The sequence below is a fragment of the Nocardia sp. CA-120079 genome, assembly GCF_050955745.1.
Lineage (GTDB): Bacteria > Actinomycetota > Actinomycetes > Mycobacteriales > Mycobacteriaceae > Nocardia.
This window is the reverse complement of record NZ_CP192088.1, coordinates 4,211,025-4,232,299: the sequence shown is the minus strand read 5'-3', so window position 1 is coordinate 4,232,299 and position 21,275 is coordinate 4,211,025. Positions and strand designations below refer to the sequence as shown.

Below are 21,275 nucleotides of genomic sequence, written 5' to 3'. Positions count from 1 at the left end.
CACCGTAGTTCGCCGACGCCCGGCATCGGCGGCGCAACCTCTCGCTGCTGGGAAATCGGGTTCGGTCAGTCCTTGGGTATGCGTTCGTGCAGGGTCAGCAGAACGTGATCGAAGGTGGCGACGGTCGCGGGTTCGGGCGCTGGGACAGAGGCCAGCTCGGCGAGCAGTTGTTCGGCTAGCACGCGCAGCTTGACATTGGTTTCCTGCGAGCGCCAAATCAGCACCTTGAACGCCTGCTCGGCATTGATCCTGTACAGCCGCATCAGCACACCCTTGGCTTGCTCGATCACCGCACGCGCCTCGATCAGTTCCGGCAAACGCACCTCGAGCGCTTCACGTTCGGCTTCGGCGAGGGTGGCGCTGAGGTCGATATAGAAACCGGTCGTGCCCACCGGTTGGCCGTCGTCGTCGAGGATTCGGTCGGCGACCACCATGACATTGTGTTCGCCCCCGGAGGTGTCGATGAACCGGTGGCGGCTCGAGAACGGTTCGCCGCGGTCGACGGAACGGGCGATGAGTTCGGCGACGTGTTCGCGGTCGTCGGGATGTTTGTGGGCCAGCAGCAGTTCGGTGGTCGGCTCGATTTCCCCGGGCCGGTAGCCGTGCATCCGGTAGACCTCCGGCGACCACTCCCACCGGCGGCTGGCGAACCAGAAGCGGAAGCTACCGACCGCGGACCGCGCGCCCGACTGGCCGGGCGGCGCATCCGCGGCACCGATGATCGGAGATCCTGGCGAAGACATCACCAACCAATTATCGCCCATGCGCCGCCGCCGACCCGTCTGGGACAAAGGATTTCTTTTCCGGAAAGCTGCTGGTCAAATTCGCTCGTCGAGCAGCCGCCACGCCGTGAGCGCGAGCCTGGCCCGCAACAGTCCGGTGGGCTCCGCGAGTTCGATGCCCGTCATCTTTTCGATCTGCTCGAGGCGGCGGGCGACGCTGCTGTGGTGCAGGTGCAGCAGTTCGGCCGCCCGACGCAGCGAGCCGGTCGCGCAGTAGGCGTCGAGCGTCTCCAAATCCTCCGAAGTACTGGCCATTCCGGCGATCGCGGCCACATCGGCGTTATCGCGCGCAGCCTCCTGGGGTACCTGCGCGAGCAAGGCCAGCGCCCCGAGGTCCTGGTAGCGGACGATCGGGCTGCGCGCGGTGGCGAAACGCAGGGCGGTCCGGGCTTCCCGCCAGGACCGGTCGGGGCGATCGGCGGCTCCGATGCCCGCACGTACGCCTGCCGGAAACCTGGCCGGGTCCACAGTCGTGGCCAGGATGACACCCACCTCCGCCAGCGGTGCCGCCTTCACCGGGCGGGCTGGGCAGATCAAGCCACCGACCTGGTCGAGCGGTAGCTGAGATCGAACGGCCACGACGCGCACCGGCAGGTCTGCGGCAAAACCCAAGAGCCGCAATGCGCGAGCCCTGGCCGCCTCATCGCTGTCGGCGCTGATCACCAGTTCGACCAGGGCCGGGTCGGCCATAGTGGTGCGTGCTGGGCCGTATCGCTCGACGACCGCCGCCGCGGCGATGGCGAGCCGCTCCAACAGCAGCTCGTCGAGCGAGCGGGAGATGTCGGTGCGTTCCAGCCAGACCGTGCCGATCTCCTCCTCATCGAGGACGATCGTCCCAGTGGTGGACGTGCACGGCGGCGGACCCGACACTTCCCGCCCGTCGGGTGCGAATCGGCTCACTCGTCCCGTGCCGTGCAGTCGAATACCGGTCACGCACTCGGCCAGGACCGCCGAGGCCCGAGCAAGCGCCGGAAGATCCACCCGCCGGCGCATCAGGGTGTCGTAGAACATCACGACGCGCAGCGCGCCTTCCGCTTCCACATCCAATTGCGACAATCGGACCACCAAGGCATCCATCACTGGAGGATATGCGGCGCTCGTCGCGGAGCGAGGCCGGAATGCCCGACGGTTGGCGGATGAACTCCGAGCGGCTGATCGCCAGGATAACTGTCATGGATCCCGAACTCGAACCATTCCTCTCGCTGTTCCCGCCGTCCGACCTGTCCGACCCCTCCACCGCGCGCAAACAGCTCGCCGAGCTGGCCGCCGCGATACCGGTTACCGATACCGCGAACTTGGACATCGAAAACCGCACGGTCCCAGCCGATCCCGATGTACCGGTGCGGATCTATCGTCCGAACCAGTCCCAGGGCGCCATCGTGTGGCTGCACGGCGGCGGATTCGTGATGGGTGATCTCGATACAGAACATCCGTGGGCAACCATGCTCGCCAACGGCTCCGGCGCGACCGTGATCTCCGTGGCCTACCGGCTGGCTCCCGAAAACCCGTTCCCCGCCGCACACGATGACATCTACGCGGTGCTGAAATGGACTGCCGAGCATGCAACCGAACTCGACATCGACCCGACGCGCATAGCGATCGGCGGCCACAGCGCGGGCGCGGGCCTCGCGGCCGCGGTGGCATTGCGGGCGCGCGACGAACAGGGACCGCCGATCCGTTTCCAACTGCTGCACCAGGCCGGGCTCGATGACCGGCAGGAGACGTGGTCGCAGCGGAATTTCACCGATACGCCGTTCGTGACTCGCGACAAAGTCGCGCAAATGTGGGGGCACTACCTGGGCTCCACGCCCGCCACGCGGTACGCGGCTCCGGCGCGGGCCACCGATCTGTCGGGCCTGCCACCCGCTTACATCGCCGCCGCGGAGTTCTGCCCGAATCGCGACGAAGACATCGACTACGCATTGCGCCTGATGGCGGCCGGAGTGTCGGTCGAGTTGCACCAATGGCGCGGCACGTTCCACGGCTCCCAAGCGATCCTGTCCGCGGAGGTGTCACAGCGGCAGAACGCCGAACTGGCCGGAGCTCTGCGGCGCGCCTTGGCCGAGTGATCGGAAATACTCGGCGAGGTCCGGGGTAGCGCTGGTCCCGAGACCGGGAACAGCGGTGCCGGCCCGGCACAGAACGAATCTGTGCCGGGCCGGCACGGTCGGCCTACGCGGTACGGCGTCCTCGAAAACGATGCAATCCCATCGTCGCGGCGGCGACCCGTGGATCGAACATGTGCAGTGGGGATTTCGTCATATTCAGCACATCGAGGAATTTCGCCGCAGTCGCCGGATCGTCCGCCGCTGCCCGGAACATCCTGTTCAAGCCTGAATGCGCAAGTGATTTCACCCCTGGTGAGCCGAGCTCGACGGGGGGCATCGTCATATCGCTGACCTTTGTCAGCCACCATGGGGTGCGCAGCATGCGGCCGACGCGGCGATAATAGCGGCGTGGCAGATCGTCGGTCCCCTGCTGGAGTACCTCATCGAGTAGATCCGCCGCAATGGCCGCGACAGTCATTCCGCTGCCGTAGATCGGATTGAAACTGCATACCGCATCGCCGATCGAAAGTATCCCGCCCGGAACACGATTCAGCAGTTCGTATCGGCGCCATATCGCCGTGCGGAACCGATAGGTCGCGACGTCGTCGACAGGTATCGCGCGGCGGATTACGGTAGCGACATCGTCGGGCGCACACACTGCGGCGTAATCCAGCAATGCGTCCGGACTTGCCGGTGGGTGATTTTCCTTCCCGACGCCGAACGCCGAGAGCACCCACAAATCCCCCTCCTGTGCCGCGAAACCGAACCCGCGCGGTCGACTCGGCATCGGTCCCACCAGGACGATCCGATCGCCGCCGACCGCGTCCAGCGGCAGGCGGAAATGGCAAGTGGCGTAGCCGATATCGACAGGCACCTGATCTTCGCGTGGCCGCCGGTACCCCAGCGACTCGAGCCAGGCACCGGCTCGTGAACCCCGGCCCATCGCGTCGACCACCAGATCGGCATGGACATGTTCCGGTTCGCCGCCGGTCTCCCGGCGCAGCACCCGAACTCCGCCGACGCCGGTATCGGAGGCGACCAACTCGGCTACGACAGCGTCGTCCCATATCGTCACATTCGGCAGCGCCGATACCCGGGCACGCACATGCGATTCCAGAAATGGCCGGCTGGCGGCAACGGACGTTCTGCCCAATTCAGCGCGATACAGGACGTTTCCGAAGAAGATCGCCCGGAAATCGTCGAATGCGCTGACGGCCTTCGCACCATCGGTGATCAGCTCGTCGATCAGGCCGGGAAACCGAGACTCGGCAATATCGGCGGCGCGCATCAGCAGGCCGTGGGAATGTTGCGATTGCGGAGTGCCGCGGCGTTTGGTTTCCGCGGCCGACAACCGATCTCGCTCGACGACGGTCACCACCGCATAGTGGTCAGCCAGAATACGGGCCGCGAACAGACCCGCGATCCCGCCACCGAGTACGACCGCATGGTCCCCGGCGCGGCGGATACCCCTTCGACTCACCGGGTCCTCCTCGTCGGTGTGACGGCGCCGACGACATCCGAAAGATCGGGCGATCGGGCAGAGCACGGCGACCCTACCCCGATGCGGCGTGGTCGCGCATGTCGTAGACCTGGGGTCAGCGGCCGGATCGGTGGATGACCTCGCGGGCCAAGGCCCGGTATTGCTCGGCGCCGGCGGATCGAGGTGCCCAGGTGATGATGGGTTCACCGGCAACACTGGCGTCGGGGAAGCGGACCGTCCGCGAAATCACCGTGTCGTAGACCTGGTCGCCGAAGACCTCGGCAACCCGAGCCAGTACTTGACGCGAATGCAGCAGGCGTTGGTCGAACATCGTGACCACGATGCCGAACAGGCTCAGGCCCGGATTCAGCCGGTCCCGCACCTTGTCCATGGTATCGGTGAGCAGCGCGACCCCGCGCAGCGAGAAGAACTCGCACTCCATCGGGACGATCACACCGTCCGCACAGGCCAGCGCGTTCACGGTGAGCAGGCTCAACGACGGCTGACAGTCGATGAGTATGTAGTCGTAGCGGTCCCGAATCGGGTCGAGTACCCGCCGCAGCGAATGTTCCCGGCCGACCTCGTTGACCAACCGAATCTCGGCCGCGGACAGATCGATATTGCTCGGCAGGAGATCGACATTGTCGACGTGAGTCCTGATCAGCACCTCGTCGATCAGCTTTCCCGATCCCCCGAGCAGGTCGTATACCGTGCACGGCAGGTCGTTCAGCACGGCACCCAACCCGGCGGACAACGCGCCCTGCGGGTCGAGGTCGACCAGCAGCACCCGCTGCCCGCATTCGGCCAGCGCAGCGCCTAGATTGATGGTCGAGGTGGTCTTACCGACACCGCCTTTCTGATTGCACAGGGCAATGACCTGTGCTTCAGCGCGGGGCACCGACTGCTCGGATGCATTGACCGCACTCACGATTCGCAAACGCTTCGGCTCGTCCGCACCCCTGAGCCACTCCGTTTGCCGGGCAGATCAACTCGCCGCAGGTAGTTTGCCAACATGTCGCCAGGGTAGCCGTTCAGCTCCGAGACCGAACCACAAACCCCACATGAGTCCTCGCTCATCAACAATCAGGGCGTAGATCGCTGACAATTCACTGAACCGACCGCTTGGTCGAAACCAGCTCGCCGGGAATGAATCCCAGGAACAGCGCACGTCCGGGTTCGATTCGGGGCAGCTTCGATCGTCGCGCGGCCGCTCGTTATGATCACGACCCTCTGCTTACGATCCTCTGCCCCGCTGTCCACCAACGAAAAGGAATGCCCATGGCACGCAAGGTCGTTGTGACGCTCGTCGATGACTTCGACGGCAAATCCGCTGCCGAGGAAACAGTGGCCTTCGCCCTCGACGGCGTCGAATACGAGATCGACCTATCCACCATCAACGCCGGCCAGCTGCGCGGCATCTTCGAGCCCTGGGCCTCGAGCGCTCGCAGAATCGGCCGCGCGGCCCGGGGCAAGAGCCAGACCTCGCGCACGGCCAACGACCGCGCCCGCACCGTCGCCATCCGCGACTGGGCCCGCGCCAAAGGCATCGCGGTGTCGGCCCGCGGACGGATTTCAGCAGAAGTAGCCCAGGCGTACGAGAAGGCCAACGCCTAACCGCTGCGCCGCCTGGCGCTGACCACCACGTCGTCAGTCGGCGGAATGCAATGTCCCGGTAGCGGTTTGCCGTCCGAAATCGTCCCGCGCGACGGTCACCAACGCACCGTCGCGCGGGGTCGCCGAGACGACCAGCCCTTGGTGGTCCAACAGCGGCGACCGCAGCCGATAGTCGAAGACCTGGTCACCGGTGTAGCCGCGGGCCCGGGCGGCCTCTGCCATGGCCAGCGCCTGCAACGGTCCGTGTACGAGCAGACCGGGATAGCCCTCGACATCGCGGGCGTAGTCGCGGTCGTAGTGGATGCGGTGGCCGTTGTAGGTGAGCGCGGAGTACCGGAACAGCAGGGTCGGCGAGGTGTCGATGGCCCATTCGTTTTCGGCAGGAGGGACTTTCGCGTCCCGGCCCGGTTCTGGTACGCCGGTTCCTCCGGTCGCCTCGACGGCGTCGCGGTAGACGATGTCCTGGCGTTCGTCCACGATGATCCGATCGCCCTGCAGTATCTGGTGGCCCACGACGACGAAGGTCAATGCACCGCTGCGCCCTTGCTTCTGCTGTGTTGACAGCACTGTCGTTCGTTTCGTCGCCGGTTCGCCGCACACCAGCGCACCGCGGGTGCGCACCTGCCCTCCGGCCCACATCCGGCGTCGCCCCGGCCCCGGCGGCGCCGGAACGGTATTGCGAATTGGATGACCATCGGGTCCCAGGTCCGCCTGTGCGGGTCGTTCGAGCAAGTAGATCCAGTGCCACAGGAGCGGAAGTCCCTTGTCGAGATCGGGCAATGGCACACCGAGCAGCCCGCTCAGCGCCTCCGCCGGACCGGGCACCAGCAATTCGGCGCGTTCGACCACCTCGGTCATGCCGGCGACTCCTTCGAAACATGTTCTGCCGACGCGAATTCCGCGCGCAGGGCGGCGGTGTGCTCCCCCATCCGAGGTACCGCACCCATCGCCGGTTCCCAGCCGCCCACCACCGGTGGCAGCATGGCCCGCATTACCCCACCGGGTGTATCCACCGGCCGCCAACGATCACGGGCCGCGAGCTGCGGGTGCTCGGTGAACTCGGCCGGTGTGCGCAACCGCGCATTCGCGATACCGGCCTGTTCCAGCAGCTCGATCACCTCATCGGTCCCGAATGCGGCAAATGCCCGCTCCAGCAGCACCGTCAACTCGCCGTCGTGTGCCACCCGATCGGTATTGGTCGCGAACCGCGGATCCTCGATCAGATCGGTCCGTCCCAGCACCGTGTCGCACAGCGCAGTCCACTCGCGCTCGTTCTGGATACCGAGGAATACGGTGCCGTCGGCGGTGCGGAACGGACCGTATGGAGAGATCGATGGATGTTTCGCCGCGGTGCGGCGCGGTGGTTCCTCGCCGTAGCGGGAGAAATAGGCGGGTTGGCTCATCCACTCCCCGAGCGCATCGATCATCGCGACATGCAGACTCGCGCCGATACCGGTGCGCACCCGGTCGTAGAGCGCGGTGAGGATGCCGCTGTAGGCATACATACCGGTGGCGATATCGGCTATCGAGAAGCCCGCTTTGGCGGGCACTTCCGGTGTGCCCGTCGACATCACGAGCCCGGTCTCGCATTGCAGCAACAGGTCGTAGGCCTTCTTCGACCGAAACGGACCGTCGGGGCCGTAGCCGGAGATCGAGCAGTGGATCAGCTCCGGCCGGGCCGCGCGCAGCGTTTCGGCGTCGACTCCGAGCCGTTCGGCGGCACCAGGCACCAGGTTCTGCACGAATACATCGGCCCTGGCGATCATCGCATCGAGGAGTCGGCGGTCGGCGCGATCCTTGACGTCGAGTTCGACACTCTCCTTGCCTCGATTGAGCCACACGAAATAGCTCGACTCCCCGTGGACGGTTCGGTCGTAGCGCCGGGCGAAATCGCCGCCACCAGGGCGTTCGATCTTGATCACGCGGGCACCGAGATCGGCGAGCTGACGGGTCGCGAACGGGGCGGCAACGGCCTGCTCGACCGCGACCACGGTGATGTCTTCGAGAGGGCGGCGCATGCAGTGCCTTCCGGGAAAGTCGGTGCCGGACAACTCAGTTGATCCGATTACGGCTGATCAGCTGGCGGGCGATCACACCGCGCTGAATCTCGTTGGTGCCCTCACCGACGATCATCAGCGGCGCGTCGCGGAAGTAGCGTTCCACATCGAATTCGGTGGAATACCCGTAGCCACCGTGCACGCGCACGGCATTGAGCGCAATCTCCATGGCGGTCTCGGAGGCGAACAGCTTCGCCATCCCGGCCTCCATATCGGCGCGCTCGCCCAAGTCGTAACGGCGCGCCGCGTACTGCACCAACTGGCGTGCGGCGGTCAGTTTCGTCGCCATATCGGCGAGATAGTTGCCGACGGACTGGTGCTGCCAGATGGGTTTGCCGAAGCTTTCCCGTTGCTGGGCGTAGCGCATCGAATCCTCCAGCGCGGCCCGACCGACGCCGAGCGCACGCGATGCCACCTGGATCCGCCCGACCTCCAGACCGCGCATCATCTGCGCGAAGCCCGCGCCCTCGACCCCGCCGAGCAGCGCCGAGACGGGCACCCGCATATCGTCGAAGGTCAGCTCACAGCTCTCGACACCCTTGTAGCCGAGTTTGGGCAGATCCCGCGACACCGTGAATCCGGGCCCCTTCTGCACCAGCAGAATGCTGATCCCCCGATGCGCGGGGTCCGCGGCCGGATCGGTTTTGCACAGCAGGGCGACCAGATCCGACCGGCGGGCATTGCTGATCCAGGTCTTGGACCCGTTGACGATGTATTCCTCGCCGACCCGGCGGGCTGTCGTGCGCATCGCTTGCAGATCCGATCCACCGCCCGGTTCGGTCAGCGCCATGGTCGCGCGCAGCTCGCCGGTCGCCATCCGAGGCAGGTAGCGGTCCTTCTGCCCCTGAGTGCCGTAGTCCAGCAACAGTTTTGCGACCACCGTGTGACCGCCCATCGCCCCCGCCAGGCTCATCCAGCCGCGCGAGAGCTCCTCGGTGACGGCGGCGTAGCACGGCGTGGACACCTTGGCCTCGCCCCACGGTTCCGGGATGGCCAGCCCGTAGATGCCGAGCTGTTTCATCTGGTCGATCAGCTTCTCCGGGTAGGTGTTCGTATGGTCGAGCTCCTGCGCGACCGGTTTGACCTCCCGGTCCACGAAGTCACGCACCACCGCGACGATCGCGGTTTCTTCCTCGTTGAGCTCGTGCACGACGACTTCCTCTCGCCCCTCGGCAATACACACCCGCCACTATCATCATGAGAGCTAATACCGGCCTGGGTAAAATGCTGAGTTCTGATACCACTATGCCGGTTCGCGATGCGCAGGAGGAGCGGATGGACTTCAAGCAGTTGAAGGCCATGGTCACGGTGGCCGAGGTCGGCAGCGTCACCAAGGCCGCGGAGTTGCTGCACCTGGTCCAACCGGCCGTCACCCGGCAGATACGGATGCTGGAACAGGAACTCGGTGTCGCACTGTTCGAGCGCACCCGGCAGGGTATGCGCCCGACCGAGGCCGGGACGGTCATGGTCGAGCGGGCGCGGCGGGCCCTGCACGAACTCGATCGCGCCCGCGCCGAGCTCCGCCCGGCGCCCGGAGTCGTCACCGGGGTGGTCACCGTCGGCCTGCTGGAGAGCGCCGCCGACCTCTTGGCCGAACCACTGGTGTCGGCGCTCGCCCACGATCATCCCGGCATCGAATTGCGCGTGCTCACTGGTTATTCAGGACACCTGCAACGCTGGCTCGATGACGGCGACCTGGATCTGAGCCTGCTGTACAACCTGACCAGCACACCGTCGCTCAATGTCGAACCGCTTGCGCGGGAACGGCTCTGGGCGGTCGCACCAACGAGCGACGGCCTGCATGCCGACCGTCCTGTCACCTTGGCCGAGGTTGCGTCCCATCCGATGGTGATGCCCGCGCCAGGGCATGCGCTGCGTGCCCTCATCGACGGCGCCTCCGCGCGGACGCAGGTGAATTTCGACGTGACCGTCCAGACCAATTCACTGCGTCTACAGAAACTGCTGGTGCTCGGCGGGCACGGCTGGACGATCCTGCCCGGCGTCGGCATTGCCGATGATGTCGCCAGCGGAACACTCAGCGCCGCACCGGTATGCGAGCCGGAGGTATGGCGCCTGATCGTCCTCGGCATACCGCGCACCGGCCGCGTACCCGCTGCGGCCGAAGTCGTTGCGGCCGAACTCATCCGGCAGGTGCGCACCGCGGTAGCGGAGGGGCGCTGGCCCTCGGCCCGACTCGTCGACCGCAGCGAAACCACAATGGATTGACCAGATCGATTGCCGTCGAACGGTTCTGGTCGAACAGACGCCCATCGCGACACGCACCGGACTCATATGCCGTGCGGAAATACGGGCATCAATTCTTTTTATTTTTCAACTGCCTTCATCATCACTCATGATCGGTCGCAGAGTCTTCTGACACCGAGGTTCGCCATGCAGCAGTATCCGATGTTCATCGACGGGCGTGACCATCAGCCGATCGGCGGCGAGTGGTTGCCCACCGACAACCCGTATCGCGGCGAACCATGGGCCCGGATCGCCAAAGGCGGCGCCGAGGATGTCGACGCCGCGGTGCAGGCCGCCCACCGGGCCTGCACCTGCGGTCCCTGGCCGGAACTCACCGCGAGCGCTCGCGGCGCACTGCTGCGCCGCCTCGGCGACACCCTCGCCGAGCATGCGCACCGACTGGCCGAACTCGAGGTCCGCGACAACGGCAAATTGTTCGCCGAGATGTACGGCCAGCTCAGCTATCTGCCGCAGTGGTTCTACTACTACGGCGGACTGGCCGACAAGATCGAGGGGACGGTGCTGCCGCTGGACAAGAAGGGCTACTTCGCCTACACCCGCCAAGAGCCCGTCGGTGTCGTCGGCATCATCACACCGTGGAATTCACCGCTGATGCTGCTGACCTGGAAACTGGCCCCGGCCCTCGCCGCAGGCTGCACAGTGGTGATCAAACCGTCGGAATTCACCTCCGCCTCCACGATCGAGCTGGTCAGGCTGTTCCATGCGGCCGGATTGCCGCCGGGCGTGATCAATGTGGTGACCGGCTCCGGCGCCGACGTCGGTACGGCCCTGGTCGAGCATCCGCTGGTCCGCAAGATCACCTTCACCGGATCCGATTTCACCGGGCGCGCAATCAACGAGGCCGCGGCCCGCGACCTCAAGCACGTGAGTCTCGAACTGGGCGGTAAATCCCCGAATATCGTATTCGCCGACGCCGATCTCGACGCCGCCGTCAACGGAGTCGTCTCCGGCATTTTCGCCGCCACCGGCCAGACCTGTATCGCCGGATCGCGACTGCTCGTCCAGGACAGCATTCACGACGAATTCGTCACGCGCGTAGTGGAACTCGCACGCACCGCCCGCATGGGCGACCCGATGTCCGACCACACCCAGGTCGGCCCGATCACAACACCGGCGCAGTACACGAAGGTGCTGGATTATCTTCGGATCGCCGAAAAGGAAGGCGCCACACTGGCTTTGGGCGGAGCGCCCGCGACGCGCCCGGAATGCGGTAACGGCTGGTTCATCGAACCGACAATCTTCACCGGCATCGACAATCGGATGCGCATCGCCCAAGAAGAAGTCTTCGGACCGGTACTCGCCGTCATTCCGTTTCACGCCGAGGACGATGCCGTCGCCCTCGCCAACGATGTCCGCTTCGGCCTCGGCGCAGGCGTCTGGACCAATGATATCGGCCGTGCCCTACGCATGGCCGACCGCATTCGCTCCGGCACCGTGTGGGTGAACACCTATCGCGCCGTCAGTTTCATGGCGCCATTCGGCGGATTCAAGGATTCCGGCATCGGACGGGAAAACGGTATCGACGCCATCCGGGAATACCTGGAAACCAAGACGGTCTGGATCAATTCCGGTGCGCCCGTGGGGAATCCGTTTGTAATCCGCTGACCTGCGGAGGCTGATCGCCATACGGCCCGACGTGGTGACGCAATCGAGCCGAGCCGCTGGGCCGAGCAGCCACCATCCTCGAGCTTCAATGCATGCAGGGTCCGGGGCCGTTTCACAGGGACCTACCACAGCACTCAGACGCGAGCGTGCGGCCCATGACGCGTCGTTCGACGGCCACATGGTGGGCCCAACGTGCCACAACCCGAACCCGCTGACCGTGGAAGGGCCAGCGATCCAGATCGCACCAGTAGGCACCCGGCGGGGTACCCAGCGGCAGGCTGACGGGTAGGGACCAGCGCTGGGCATCGACGCCCAGGTAGCCTGGCCCCTCCGATTCGCAAAATCCGCACCCCGTCTACCTGCATCAGCACGAGCGGGGAGGTAGTTCCGGGATGTTTTGGGGGGTGTTCCGGGGTGTACCGCCGCACGCCGATCTGATCCAAGGTCACGCCACTTTCATGCTGACAAGCACCCCCAACCACGTCCTCGCGGAACCCCTGTCCCCGCATCCCCGAACGGATGAGTTCGCTCAGTACGGTCCGTTTGGCACATACGGCCGACGAGATCGATCGGGCGTTATGTGAAGCCCAATGCTGAAGAACTAACGCGAGGTGCTTCAACTGGGCTGCTACCCCCGGGAGGTAGTATCCTGCGATGGCTCACTGCCCAATCACTAGGATGCGGTAGGGCTTTGCCGTGGCCGACCGCGTGAGGACGCATGGCGGATCGTCCGAAGCCGGTCGGCACGCTCAAGCCCACAGAGCTCCAACGCTGGTACTGCGATGGTCCGCAGACAGAAACCTGCTGGCCCGATGCGCGAGCATCCACATCACAACGTCAGATAGCAGCCTTCAGGCGGGTCATGAAGAGAATCACAGATGTTGAGGGAAGAGTTTGGAAATACAACGAGACTTCCCCTCTTTTGGGCGAGGGAGCGTCAGCAACCGTTCACAGCGGCAACGCAGATGATGGGAAGCCCGTCGCTGTCAAAGTAATTCAGACAGGGTCCGATCATTTCGCAAGGCGGGTACACAGTCGCGAGATCGAAATCGGACAGAAGGTCGGGGCCGCAACGACCAGCAATCATCTCGTCAGACACCTCGGGTATGCGGTCGATGATGGGACCATTTACATAGTGATGCCCCGTGCATCCCAAAGCCTCAAGGCCCGGCTAGCCGAATCTAATTCCCCCATTCCCACCAGTGAGGGATTGGATATTCTTCGCCAGATTGCACTCGGGCTACAGGAACTCGCAGAGATCGGAATCGTACATCGAGACCTCAAGCCAGGGAATGTGCTACTGCTGGAAGGGCAATGGCGCTTGACAGATTTCGGAATATCCCGGGATCTCAGTGAAGCCACTTCCACAGCAACGCGGCGCGGCGAGGGTACCCTCGAATACATGGCACCCGAATACCTGGAAAGTGGTATTGCAACGGCAAAGTCCGATCTCTACGCCCTGGGCATCATCGCCTACGAGATGTTCACTGGCACGAGACCATTCCCTGGACCGACAGCCGAAGAATTTCGCCGCCAACACCGTGATGAGCTGCCACCACCCCTACCTCAGGAGCTCCCGCCACTGGTGAGGCAACTCGTGACTCGACTGCTCGAGAAGAGCCCGCCGAAAAGATATTCGGATGCACGCGCCGCGATGGAATTTATTACCAAAGCAAGCCGCCCTGTCAAGAATACGTCTCACTTAATGTTGGCAGATATAGCCATGCGCTCCAAGGAAAAGTATCGCAACAAAGAGGTTGAACGCCTTCGCATTGAGAGAAGAGTCGAGGAAATACGAGAACAAGGCCGAGCAGATTTTGACGAACTAGTAACCGAACTCGATTCGATACTCGAAGACCTCCTCACGGGCGACCTCGTAACGGAAACCTCAGTGGAAGACAGGTACACGACGGAGTACTCTCATGGATCCAATAGATATCTGATCCGATGGCACAACTGCGGTCTGCAACTTTCGTTCGGACAGCTATACGGTCTATCGTACTATTACCCACCGCTGGTAGGAACGATAGAAACGGGAACCTGGGATAAGAGATACTACCACGAAGGGGAGTTCATCGCCCAGAAGAAGAATGAAGGAAACCTGCTCTATCTGCCAGAAGGCGGAACTTATCGATGGTTAAGACGCCATTGGTACCGTGAGGGTACCCGCATCAGCCTATCTGCCAGCGAGTGCGGAAACTACATGGCGCGATATCACAAGTTGGCACCCAAGGTGCTGCCGTACACATATCTCGACTCCCCGCTTACCACTGACAGCTTAATCGATGACTTCCGAATTCGGCTGGAACAACTCAATGCAGAGCCCGGTGATGAGTGAGTCGATGTCAAATACGCACAGGGGCGAAACTTCGACTGCCGAGGACAGCGTCCTGCACCTGGCGCGAGATCGAGTCCAAGTGCGGGTGTATGAGGTGCGGTCGCTGCTGATCCGACTGTCGGTCAGGCGGTGAGGGCTAAGGTGGTCGGCTGCTGTTCGTCGGGATCGGTGAGTACGTGCGAGCACCGGTCACGCGCCCGCACCAGCATCACATTGCAGGCGGATGCGGTGGCTTGTGGTACGTGGAGCTGACTACCTCCGCGTCCACATTCCGCATGTGCTGGTTGGCCGTTCGGTGACCATTTCGCAGGTGTTCGCTGGTGTCTCCTACTGCCCGCACGACACGCGGCAAATGGACTGCGATGAGCACCGCGTTATGTGCTCGGCCTGACCTTCGAAAACCGTATTGTCGCCGATCAGAATTAAAGCATCATTCTGCCCATGGACGGGAAGTAGCGCCAGCTTTGCATCACTCACCAGTGACGGACCAGAGGCCGAAGCCAAACCATCAAGCGTCACCCGCGATTCGTGCCGACCTTGACGCCAGCTGATCAGGTCGGCCTGCACATCTCCACGCTGACGAGTGCGCAGTTGCAGATTTACAGCAGGTAACAACGCATCGCCCCGCCGGGATGTCCCACGGCGCCTCGGTGCGAGTGCTATCGCGCAGCAACAGAACATCGTTCGCGTCCTGTATCAACGCATAGACGGACCTTCGCCGGACCAGCTCAGCTCGATGGACAATATGTGCTTCGCCGTTGATGTCACGGCATAGGTAGCGGTTGACGTCCGGCATCGCGCTACTGTAGCCACGCAGTACGGCCGAGGAAGCGGTTCTCGCTTTGTAATCATCGTCTGGCGGCGGTGTGGCTGCTCTGGTTGACTGGCTCCGTGGTTCCGACGAGCACCATCACCCGCATCCGTACCCTCGACGGCCTGCACCTGGCTGCGACTATCGTCACTCCCGATCAACCCACGACGCACGCCGTCGTTCTGGTGCATGGTGGCGGGGTCACCCGCGAGGAGGGCGGATTCTTCGCCCGCCTGGCCAATGGCCTCGCTCAGGCTGGAATCGCTTCGCTCCGTTTCGATCTCCGTGGCCACGGCGACAGCGAAGGCCGCCAAGAGGAACTGACCCTCTCCGCCATCCTTAACGACATCCGCGTCAGCCTCGCTGCTGTGCAGAACGCCACGGGCGCCAGTGACCTGGCGCTGCTCGGTGCCAGCTTCGGCGGTGGAATCTGCGCCTACTACGCTGCCAAACGCCCAGAAGACCTATCTCGGTTGGTGCTGCTGAACCCCCAGTTCGACTACAAGAAGCGCACCATCGACACTCGCGACTACTGGACGAACGATGTGATCGCCGACGAGAAGGCCGAAGAACTCAACGAAACCGGAGCGATCCAGTTCACGCCGACACTGCGGCATGGTCGGCCGCTGCTCAATGAGGTGTTCTGGCTGAAGCCGAACGAAGTCCTCGGCGAGATCAAGGGATCGACTCTGATCGTCCATGGCAACGCAGACACCTTGGTCCCAATCGACGGTTCCCGTGCTGCCGTCGCCCAATTCACCGCACCCGTTGAGCTGATCGAAATCGAGGGATCACAGCACGGATTCGCCGTCCATGACGATCCGCAGTACCTCAACCCGAAAAGCCAGGAGTTCCAGGCCGAAGTGATCCGCATCGTTGCGGACTGGCTCACGGCTTAGCGCGACGGCATCAAGGCTTCACGGAGCTGCCGCACATTCGGCCGGTGGTTCCAAGGGTCGAGCGTCCGCACTACATCCACAACGACATTCATCGTGCGCTCCGAACGGGTCTCGCGCGCCACCGCGACCGATTTGGTTGCCACCGTGGCGGCCTCGTCTGGTTCGCCGCTGAGTGCGAGTGCTTTTGCCTGTCGAGCACTGAAGAAACCAGCATCGCGCCGGGACAGTCCCCCATCGGCGAGCACCTGACCGAACAGTTCAGTGGCCCGCTGCGGCTTGCCCGCCTCGGTGTAGCAGCAGGCTGAGCGAACCAGAAGCGTGCTCTCGTTGAAGTAGCTCACCAACCCTTGGTCGTCGGCACTGCTGGCCTCGGTGAGGAGGTGCTGAGCCTGACCAAGGCTTTGTTCGACGGTGGCTGCTGGCTCGCCAATCATGGCGAGTCCCAATGCTTCCTGCTGCACAACCTCCGCCTGCACCCGGATCGGAAGCTGCCACGGCCCCTCTTTGGCGGCTTGCGCCAATCCGAGCAGCGTCCCCGCGTCGCGCGAGTCATAGGCCATCTGGGATTTCTTGAGCAGGACGTATCCCTGCATGGGCAGGCTGCCCGCGGCCTGCGCCCACTCCATCGCACGGTCGTACAGGAAGGTCGCCGTCACCGGGTCATGGAGGTCGCGGTACAGCCACCCTGCGAATTCCGCGCCATCCGATCCAACCACCAACAGTTGCCGACGCACATCTGACTGAACATCCTTGCTGTGCCGTCGGATTGCGCCGAGCACGGCGAGCGTGAGTGGCAACGCCTCGGCTGGACCAAGGGAACCGTCGTCGGCTTTGCAACGCGCAAGTTGAGCACGGAAGAACTCCAGGACCGAGCCGTCGAAGTACCGGCGAGCGTCCTCCAGCGCCAAGCTCACCCGCTCCAGATCGTCACTGTGACTAATTGGTGGGGTGCCAGTTCCATCGCCAGCCAACCAGCGTGCAAGCGCCAGCGCGTTATTACCTGTCGTGCTTGCAGGTTCGATGGATACGGCTGCCGCACCCACCTCGTCGGGCAGCTTGAACCACAGCAACTCGGGCGGAATACGGAGAATCTGCGCCCACCGCGTCAGTTTGGACAGTTGCTCTGGCGCTGAACCCTTTTCGATTCGACTGATCTGCACCTGTGTCATACCGAGCCAACTGCCCATAAGTTCCTGCGGCAGCTGTTGTCCGTGATACGGGTGGTTGCGGTAAGCGAAGAAGACCCGGCCCATGTGCCAGGTGGCGAGCGCATCGCGCATTTGGTCGGTCTGCCAAAAGTCCGGCGGGAGCGTCGGCGGGCGATGCCGGTGCCCCCGTGCCATGACTTCGCAAGCGCCACACACTGATTCGGCATTGTAGCGGCTCAAACGGTTGCTGCAGCGCGCGCAATAGCGCTGGTACTGCGGCGTTTCGGTCATGTGAACCGCTCCGGATTGTCCGCGAGGGTTGCCTTATCCCCCGTTTGCCCTGGTCGGAGAACGCTACCACTGGTTTCCGTGATCGGTATGCGTTCCATGTATATCGCGTATTCGCCGTGGTCGTGGTGGGTTTTTGGCCGAAATCCGAAGCTTGGGGACCGGACACATTCAGGCTCTCAAACGAAAGGAGTAGGCCGTGGCCCTGTCCCTTGTTGTACCCATCTTCGGTCCACCGGCCGCAGGCAAAACCACTCTCACACTGCGCCTCGGATCGGCACCAGAGCGGCGGATCTTCCGACTGCGCGAGCACGTGCCGACAGACGTACTGGCCGCCACCGCGACCAGTAGCGAACGGCTGGGCTGGATTGACGAGTTCACGGTTGGGGAAGCGCTGCGCTCGTACTTCGATGCCGCGCACGCCGATCCGGACGTGCATACCGTGCTGCTGGACAACTTCCCCGGTTCTGCGAGCCAGGTCGACCAACTGCTCACCACCCTTTGGGCGTTGACGCCACCCGGTCATATCGAGGCGATCGAAGTCGTAACCGACGCCAAGACGCTCAAGCAGCGGGCGAAGAACCGAAAGGTGTGCCACCAGTGCGAGCGTGATCCCATCCGCGATCCCCGACTTCCAGCGATACCCAGCCGGGATGACTCCTGGCAGTGCGCTCACTGCGGTGGCTTGTTGCATCCACGGCGCGGCGACTCGCCCCGGCTGTTCAAGGCCAGGTTGCAGCGCTACCACCAGACGGCTGCCGGTATCCGAGCGGGCTTCACCGACTCCGGTATTGCCGTCACTCAGCTCGACACCACCAACACCATCGACGGAGCGGCAAATCTGCTTGCCCCGCTACTTATTTTGGGGTTCCCCCAAGGCCGGGTAGTTAGTGTTTTCGCTGGTGGCGCAAGCGGTTTGAGGATTTCGGGCATAGGGCAACGGAGCTCGTTGGTTCAGGAAGTCGACCAAGACAGCCTGTTGCCGAGGAGCTCCGTTGCCGTTTCATTCTCCCCTGCCTCCCGCGTTGGCGGCGATCACCCGGTCGGTGACCGTGGCCGCGGGCCGATTCGCTGCCGGTCATCTGGGCGAGTTGACCGTGGTGGTGCCCTTCGAGCTTGTCGACGCGGTCCTCGAGGAAACCCGGTCGGTGCAGCGCCGGTTGCGTGATCTCCCGTCTCGGGTCGGGGTCTATTTCCTCCTGGCGATGTGCTTGTTCCCCGAGGTGGGTTATCGGGCGGTCTGGGACAAACTCACAGCCTCGCTGACCGGGATACCCTTGCCCGCCCCGACCGCGAAAGCGTTGCGGGACTTGCGCCGTCGGGTGGGGGTCGCGCCGATGCGGATGTTGTTCGATGTGCTGGCCGGGCCGTTGGCGCAGCCGTCGACTCCGGGGGTTCGGTTCGGGCCGTATCGGATGGTGTCCTTCGATGGCTGCACCTCCCAGAAAGTGCCCGCCACCGCCCGGAACCGGGCCTGGCTGCGTGCCACCGCCCATTACGCCTACCCGATGCTGGAATTGATGACGCTGGTGGAGACCGGAACCCGCGCGGTGATCGGGGCAGTGTTCGGACCCACCGAGCTGGGCGAGACCGGCTACGCCTGCAAGCTGCTGCATCTACTGCGCCCGGACATGCTGGTGTTGTGGGACAGGGGCTTCGACAGCAACGACTTCCTCGTCAAAGTCTGCGCGACCGGTGCCCAAGTATTGGGTCGGTCGCGCAGCAACCGGCGCATCCCGGTCCTGACCCGCCTGGGCGATGGCTCATATCTGGCGGTCATCGCAGGGATCCCGGTGCGGATCATAGACGCCCAGATCACCGTGACCTGCATCGACGGCACCGTGTTCACCGCCAGCTACCGCCTCGTCACGACCCTGACCGACGCCCGCCGCTACCCGGCAGCGACGCTAGTGGCCCTCTACCACCAGCGGTGGGAACATGAATCCGCCTACTACGCGCTGCGCCACACGATCATGGCCGGACGAGTTCTACGCTCGGGCGACCCCGTCGGCGTCGAACAGGAAATGTGGGCCCTGCTGGGCCTGTACCAAGCGCTGCGCATCGTGATGGTCGACGCCGCCGAATCCCGTCCAGGTACCGACCCGGACCGCTGCAGCTTCACCATCGCTTTCCACACCGCCCGTAACCAGGTCCTCACCGCGGACGGGGTCGTCCCCACCGGGACCGGAAGCGGCCTTCTAGGGCGGATCGGCGTCCGGATCTTGGGGCACCTGCTACCACCACGCCGGCAACGGGTCAGCACCCGCAAGGTCAAATCACCGATGTCGCGCTACAACGAGCGCCTCGACGACGGACGCCCCGACACCAGCCGCACCGTCACCAATCTCGACCTCGCCATCGTAGTGCCCGACACCGAACAACTCCCGCTCCCAACCACTTCCCGCCACGACAGCCGCACCACTCCCGACCAGCGCCGACGCCACCGGATCCTGACCCTGCTCGACACCGACCCCACCCGCTTGTGGCGAGCCCGTGACATCGCCGCCCACTTCGGCGACATCACCCTCAACACCATGTACAGACAGTTGACCCGGTGGGCCGAGGACGGCCTCATCCACAAACTCGGCCCAGGCCTCTACAGCACCACCGCCTGGTCACCCGAAACCCTTGCATGACAAGCGAAAACACTAACTACCCGGCCTTGGGGGTTCCCCCGAAAAAGTGGACAGCGTTAGCTTGCTTCGGGGGCGGCTTTGAGGGACTGCTCGTAGTCGATCGGTGAGCGCATCCCGATCGCCGAGTGTCGCCGCCGATGATTGTAGAAGTGCATCCAATTGTCAACTGCGGCAACCAATTCCGCCTTGGTGGCGTAGGTGTGCCGGTAGTAGCACTCGTGCTTGAAACTCGACCACAGCGATTCCGCGCCGGCGTTGTCCCAGCAGATCCCGGTGGCTCCTGCCGACCGGAGCAAGCCGTGGCAGGCGCAGGCTTGGGCGGTCACGGCAGCGGTGTATTGGCTGCCCCTGTCCGAGTGCAGAATCGTGCCCCGGCAGCGGCCACCACGGACGAACACGGCGCGGTCCACGGCGTGCACGACCAACTCGGCGCGCATATGGTCAGCGACTGCCCAACCCAGTACGCGCCGGGAATGTTCGTCGCGGATCGCGCATAGGAACATCTCGCCCTCACCACAGCTCAGGTAGGTGATATCCGAGGACCAGACCAGGTCGGGCCGGCCACGGTCGAAGCGACGTCCGACCAGATCCGGCGGGAACGATGCTGCTGGATCGGCGATGGTGGTGGTCTTGAACGAGCGTGGGCTGATGCCCTCGATCCCGAGATCGGCCATGATCGCGGCCACGGTGTTCTTCGATACCCGTTCGCCTTCGGCGAGCAGGTCGGTGGTGATCCGGGGCGATCCGTAGGTGCCGTCGGATGCACGGTGGTGGGCAAGGATTTTCACCTCCAGATCCCGGCGCCGCTGCAACCGCGCCGACGGCTCCACGCTGGCACGGACCTGCAGGAACCGGTAGTAGCCGGAGGTCGAGACGCCGAGCAGTTCGGCCATCCGGGTCACGTCGAGACCGGCGCACTCTGCCGCCATGAGCTCGAACCTGCTCACTTTGGATGCCGTGCCGCAAAGTACGCCGAGGCTTTTTCCAGGAACACGATGTCCTTGGCCTGCTCGGCGACCTTCGCCCGTAACCGCACCAATTCCGCGCGCTCATCGGCTGAAAGTGGCTGGCCACCACCGTCATCGCGAGCCCGGCCACCGCTCTGGCCTGCCGCGGCCATACGGCGGCGTTCTTCTCGCACCCACTTGTGCAGCAGGTTCTCGTGCACGTCCAGCTCACGGGCGATCTCCCGCACCGGCCGGCCGGAATCGATCACTCGATGCGCCGCTTCCACCCGATACTCAGGCGAATACGATCGACGCGGACGAGGCATGGCGAACATCCTTCCAGGGACCATCGGTCCC

General features: G+C 64.0%; 18 protein-coding genes. 8 read left to right on the top strand and 10 right to left on the bottom strand.

All coding sequences use genetic code 11. The annotated features are described in order from the left end of the window. Nucleotides 1-65: 65 nt before the first annotated feature. Both ACQPYR_RS19195 and ACQPYR_RS19190 read right to left on the bottom strand, forming a co-directional pair. Complete coding sequence (locus ACQPYR_RS19195; RefSeq protein WP_433635184.1) at nt 66-743, bottom strand: PAS and ANTAR domain-containing protein; 678 nt, start codon at nt 741-743, stop codon at nt 66-68. Nucleotides 744-818: 75 nt separating this feature from the next. Beyond that, nucleotides 819-1,859: a PucR family transcriptional regulator gene (locus ACQPYR_RS19190; RefSeq protein WP_433634068.1), complete on the bottom strand. Its 1,041-nt coding sequence runs from the start codon at nt 1,857-1,859 to the stop codon at nt 819-821. A gap of 59 nt (nt 1,860-1,918) precedes the next feature. Here ACQPYR_RS19190 and ACQPYR_RS19185 point away from each other — a divergent pair, with 59 nt between their 5' ends. Continuing rightward, on the top strand, nt 1,919-2,851 hold the full coding sequence (locus tag ACQPYR_RS19185; protein ID WP_433634066.1) for an alpha/beta hydrolase: 933 nt from the start codon (nt 1,919-1,921) through the stop codon (nt 2,849-2,851). Nucleotides 2,852-2,954: 103 nt separating this feature from the next. Here ACQPYR_RS19185 and ACQPYR_RS19180 read toward each other — a convergent pair whose 3' ends face one another. Continuing rightward, the gene (locus ACQPYR_RS19180; protein WP_433634064.1) at nt 2,955-4,310 is read right to left on the bottom strand and encodes an NAD(P)/FAD-dependent oxidoreductase; all 1,356 of its coding nucleotides are present in this window, start codon (nt 4,308-4,310) and stop codon (nt 2,955-2,957) included. 115 nt (nt 4,311-4,425) lie between these two features. Further along, entirely contained in the window at nt 4,426-5,238 is an 813-nt protein-coding gene (locus ACQPYR_RS19175) for a ParA family protein (protein ID WP_433634062.1), read from the bottom strand. Nucleotides 5,239-5,588: 350 nt separating this feature from the next. Between ACQPYR_RS19175 and ACQPYR_RS19170 the strand changes: the two genes are divergently transcribed. Further along, the gene (locus ACQPYR_RS19170) at nt 5,589-5,924 is read left to right on the top strand and encodes a histone-like nucleoid-structuring protein Lsr2 (RefSeq protein ID WP_433634060.1); all 336 of its coding nucleotides are present in this window, start codon (nt 5,589-5,591) and stop codon (nt 5,922-5,924) included. Nucleotides 5,925-5,957: 33 nt separating this feature from the next. Here the strand turns inward: ACQPYR_RS19170 and ACQPYR_RS19165 are convergent, their stop codons facing one another. From ACQPYR_RS19165 to ACQPYR_RS19155, 3 genes are read right to left on the bottom strand one after another with little or no spacing between them, the layout of a single operon-like run. Further along, entirely contained in the window at nt 5,958-6,782 is an 825-nt protein-coding gene (locus ACQPYR_RS19165) for an FAS1-like dehydratase domain-containing protein (protein WP_433634058.1), read from the bottom strand. Further along, nucleotides 6,779-7,942 carry a CaiB/BaiF CoA transferase family protein gene (locus tag ACQPYR_RS19160; RefSeq protein ID WP_433634056.1) on the bottom strand — a complete coding sequence of 388 codons (1,164 nt, stop codon included), beginning with the start codon at nt 7,940-7,942 and terminating at the stop codon, nt 6,779-6,781. Before ACQPYR_RS19160 ends, ACQPYR_RS19165 begins: the two co-directional genes overlap by 4 nt. Before the next feature lie 34 nt (nt 7,943-7,976). Beyond that, nucleotides 7,977-9,131 (bottom strand): acyl-CoA dehydrogenase family protein, encoded by a 1,155-nt coding sequence (locus tag ACQPYR_RS19155; RefSeq protein WP_433634054.1) that lies wholly within the window; start codon nt 9,129-9,131, stop codon nt 7,977-7,979. A 95-nt stretch (nt 9,132-9,226) separates the two neighbouring features. On the opposite strand from ACQPYR_RS19155, the gene ACQPYR_RS19150 reads away from it, so the two are divergent. The 4 genes from ACQPYR_RS19150 to ACQPYR_RS19135 all read left to right on the top strand — a co-directional run bounded on the left by ACQPYR_RS19150 (nt 9,227) and on the right by ACQPYR_RS19135 (nt 15,899). Beyond that, entirely contained in the window at nt 9,227-10,207 is a 981-nt protein-coding gene (locus tag ACQPYR_RS19150) for a LysR family transcriptional regulator (RefSeq protein WP_433634052.1), read from the top strand. A 165-nt stretch (nt 10,208-10,372) separates the two neighbouring features. Continuing rightward, nucleotides 10,373-11,851: an aldehyde dehydrogenase gene (locus ACQPYR_RS19145; protein ID WP_433634050.1), complete on the top strand. Its 1,479-nt coding sequence runs from the start codon at nt 10,373-10,375 to the stop codon at nt 11,849-11,851. Nucleotides 11,852-12,713: 862 nt separating this feature from the next. Continuing rightward, nucleotides 12,714-14,189, top strand: coding sequence for a serine/threonine-protein kinase (locus tag ACQPYR_RS19140; RefSeq protein ID WP_433634048.1), 1,476 nt, complete (start codon nt 12,714-12,716; stop codon nt 14,187-14,189). An 891-nt stretch (nt 14,190-15,080) separates the two neighbouring features. Further along, complete coding sequence (locus tag ACQPYR_RS19135; protein WP_433634046.1) at nt 15,081-15,899, top strand: alpha/beta hydrolase; 819 nt, start codon at nt 15,081-15,083, stop codon at nt 15,897-15,899. Here the strand turns inward: ACQPYR_RS19135 and ACQPYR_RS19130 are convergent. Next, nucleotides 15,896-17,338, bottom strand: a complete 1,443-nt coding sequence (locus ACQPYR_RS19130; protein ID WP_433634045.1) for an XRE family transcriptional regulator — start codon at nt 17,336-17,338, stop codon at nt 15,896-15,898. The two genes, ACQPYR_RS19135 and ACQPYR_RS19130, sit on opposite strands and share 4 nt — an antisense overlap. 196 nt (nt 17,339-17,534) lie before the next feature. Here ACQPYR_RS19130 and ACQPYR_RS19125 point away from each other — a divergent pair, with 196 nt between their 5' ends. Next, nucleotides 17,535-18,503, top strand: a complete 969-nt coding sequence (locus ACQPYR_RS19125; RefSeq protein ID WP_433634044.1) for a hypothetical protein — start codon at nt 17,535-17,537, stop codon at nt 18,501-18,503. Further along, entirely contained in the window at nt 18,388-19,971 is a 1,584-nt protein-coding gene (locus tag ACQPYR_RS19120; RefSeq protein ID WP_433635183.1) for an IS4 family transposase, read from the top strand. Before ACQPYR_RS19125 ends, ACQPYR_RS19120 begins: the two co-directional genes overlap by 116 nt. A gap of 56 nt (nt 19,972-20,027) precedes the next feature. On the opposite strand, the gene ACQPYR_RS19115 is transcribed toward ACQPYR_RS19120, so the two are convergent. Both ACQPYR_RS19115 and ACQPYR_RS19110 read right to left on the bottom strand, forming a co-directional pair. After that, a complete protein-coding gene (locus tag ACQPYR_RS19115; RefSeq protein WP_433622792.1) occupies nt 20,028-20,918 on the bottom strand; it encodes an IS3 family transposase in 891 nt (296 codons plus the stop codon). Next, nucleotides 20,915-21,244: a transposase gene (locus ACQPYR_RS19110; RefSeq protein ID WP_433634042.1), complete on the bottom strand. Its 330-nt coding sequence runs from the start codon at nt 21,242-21,244 to the stop codon at nt 20,915-20,917. Before ACQPYR_RS19110 ends, ACQPYR_RS19115 begins: the two co-directional genes overlap by 4 nt. Nucleotides 21,245-21,275: the final 31 nt, after the last annotated feature.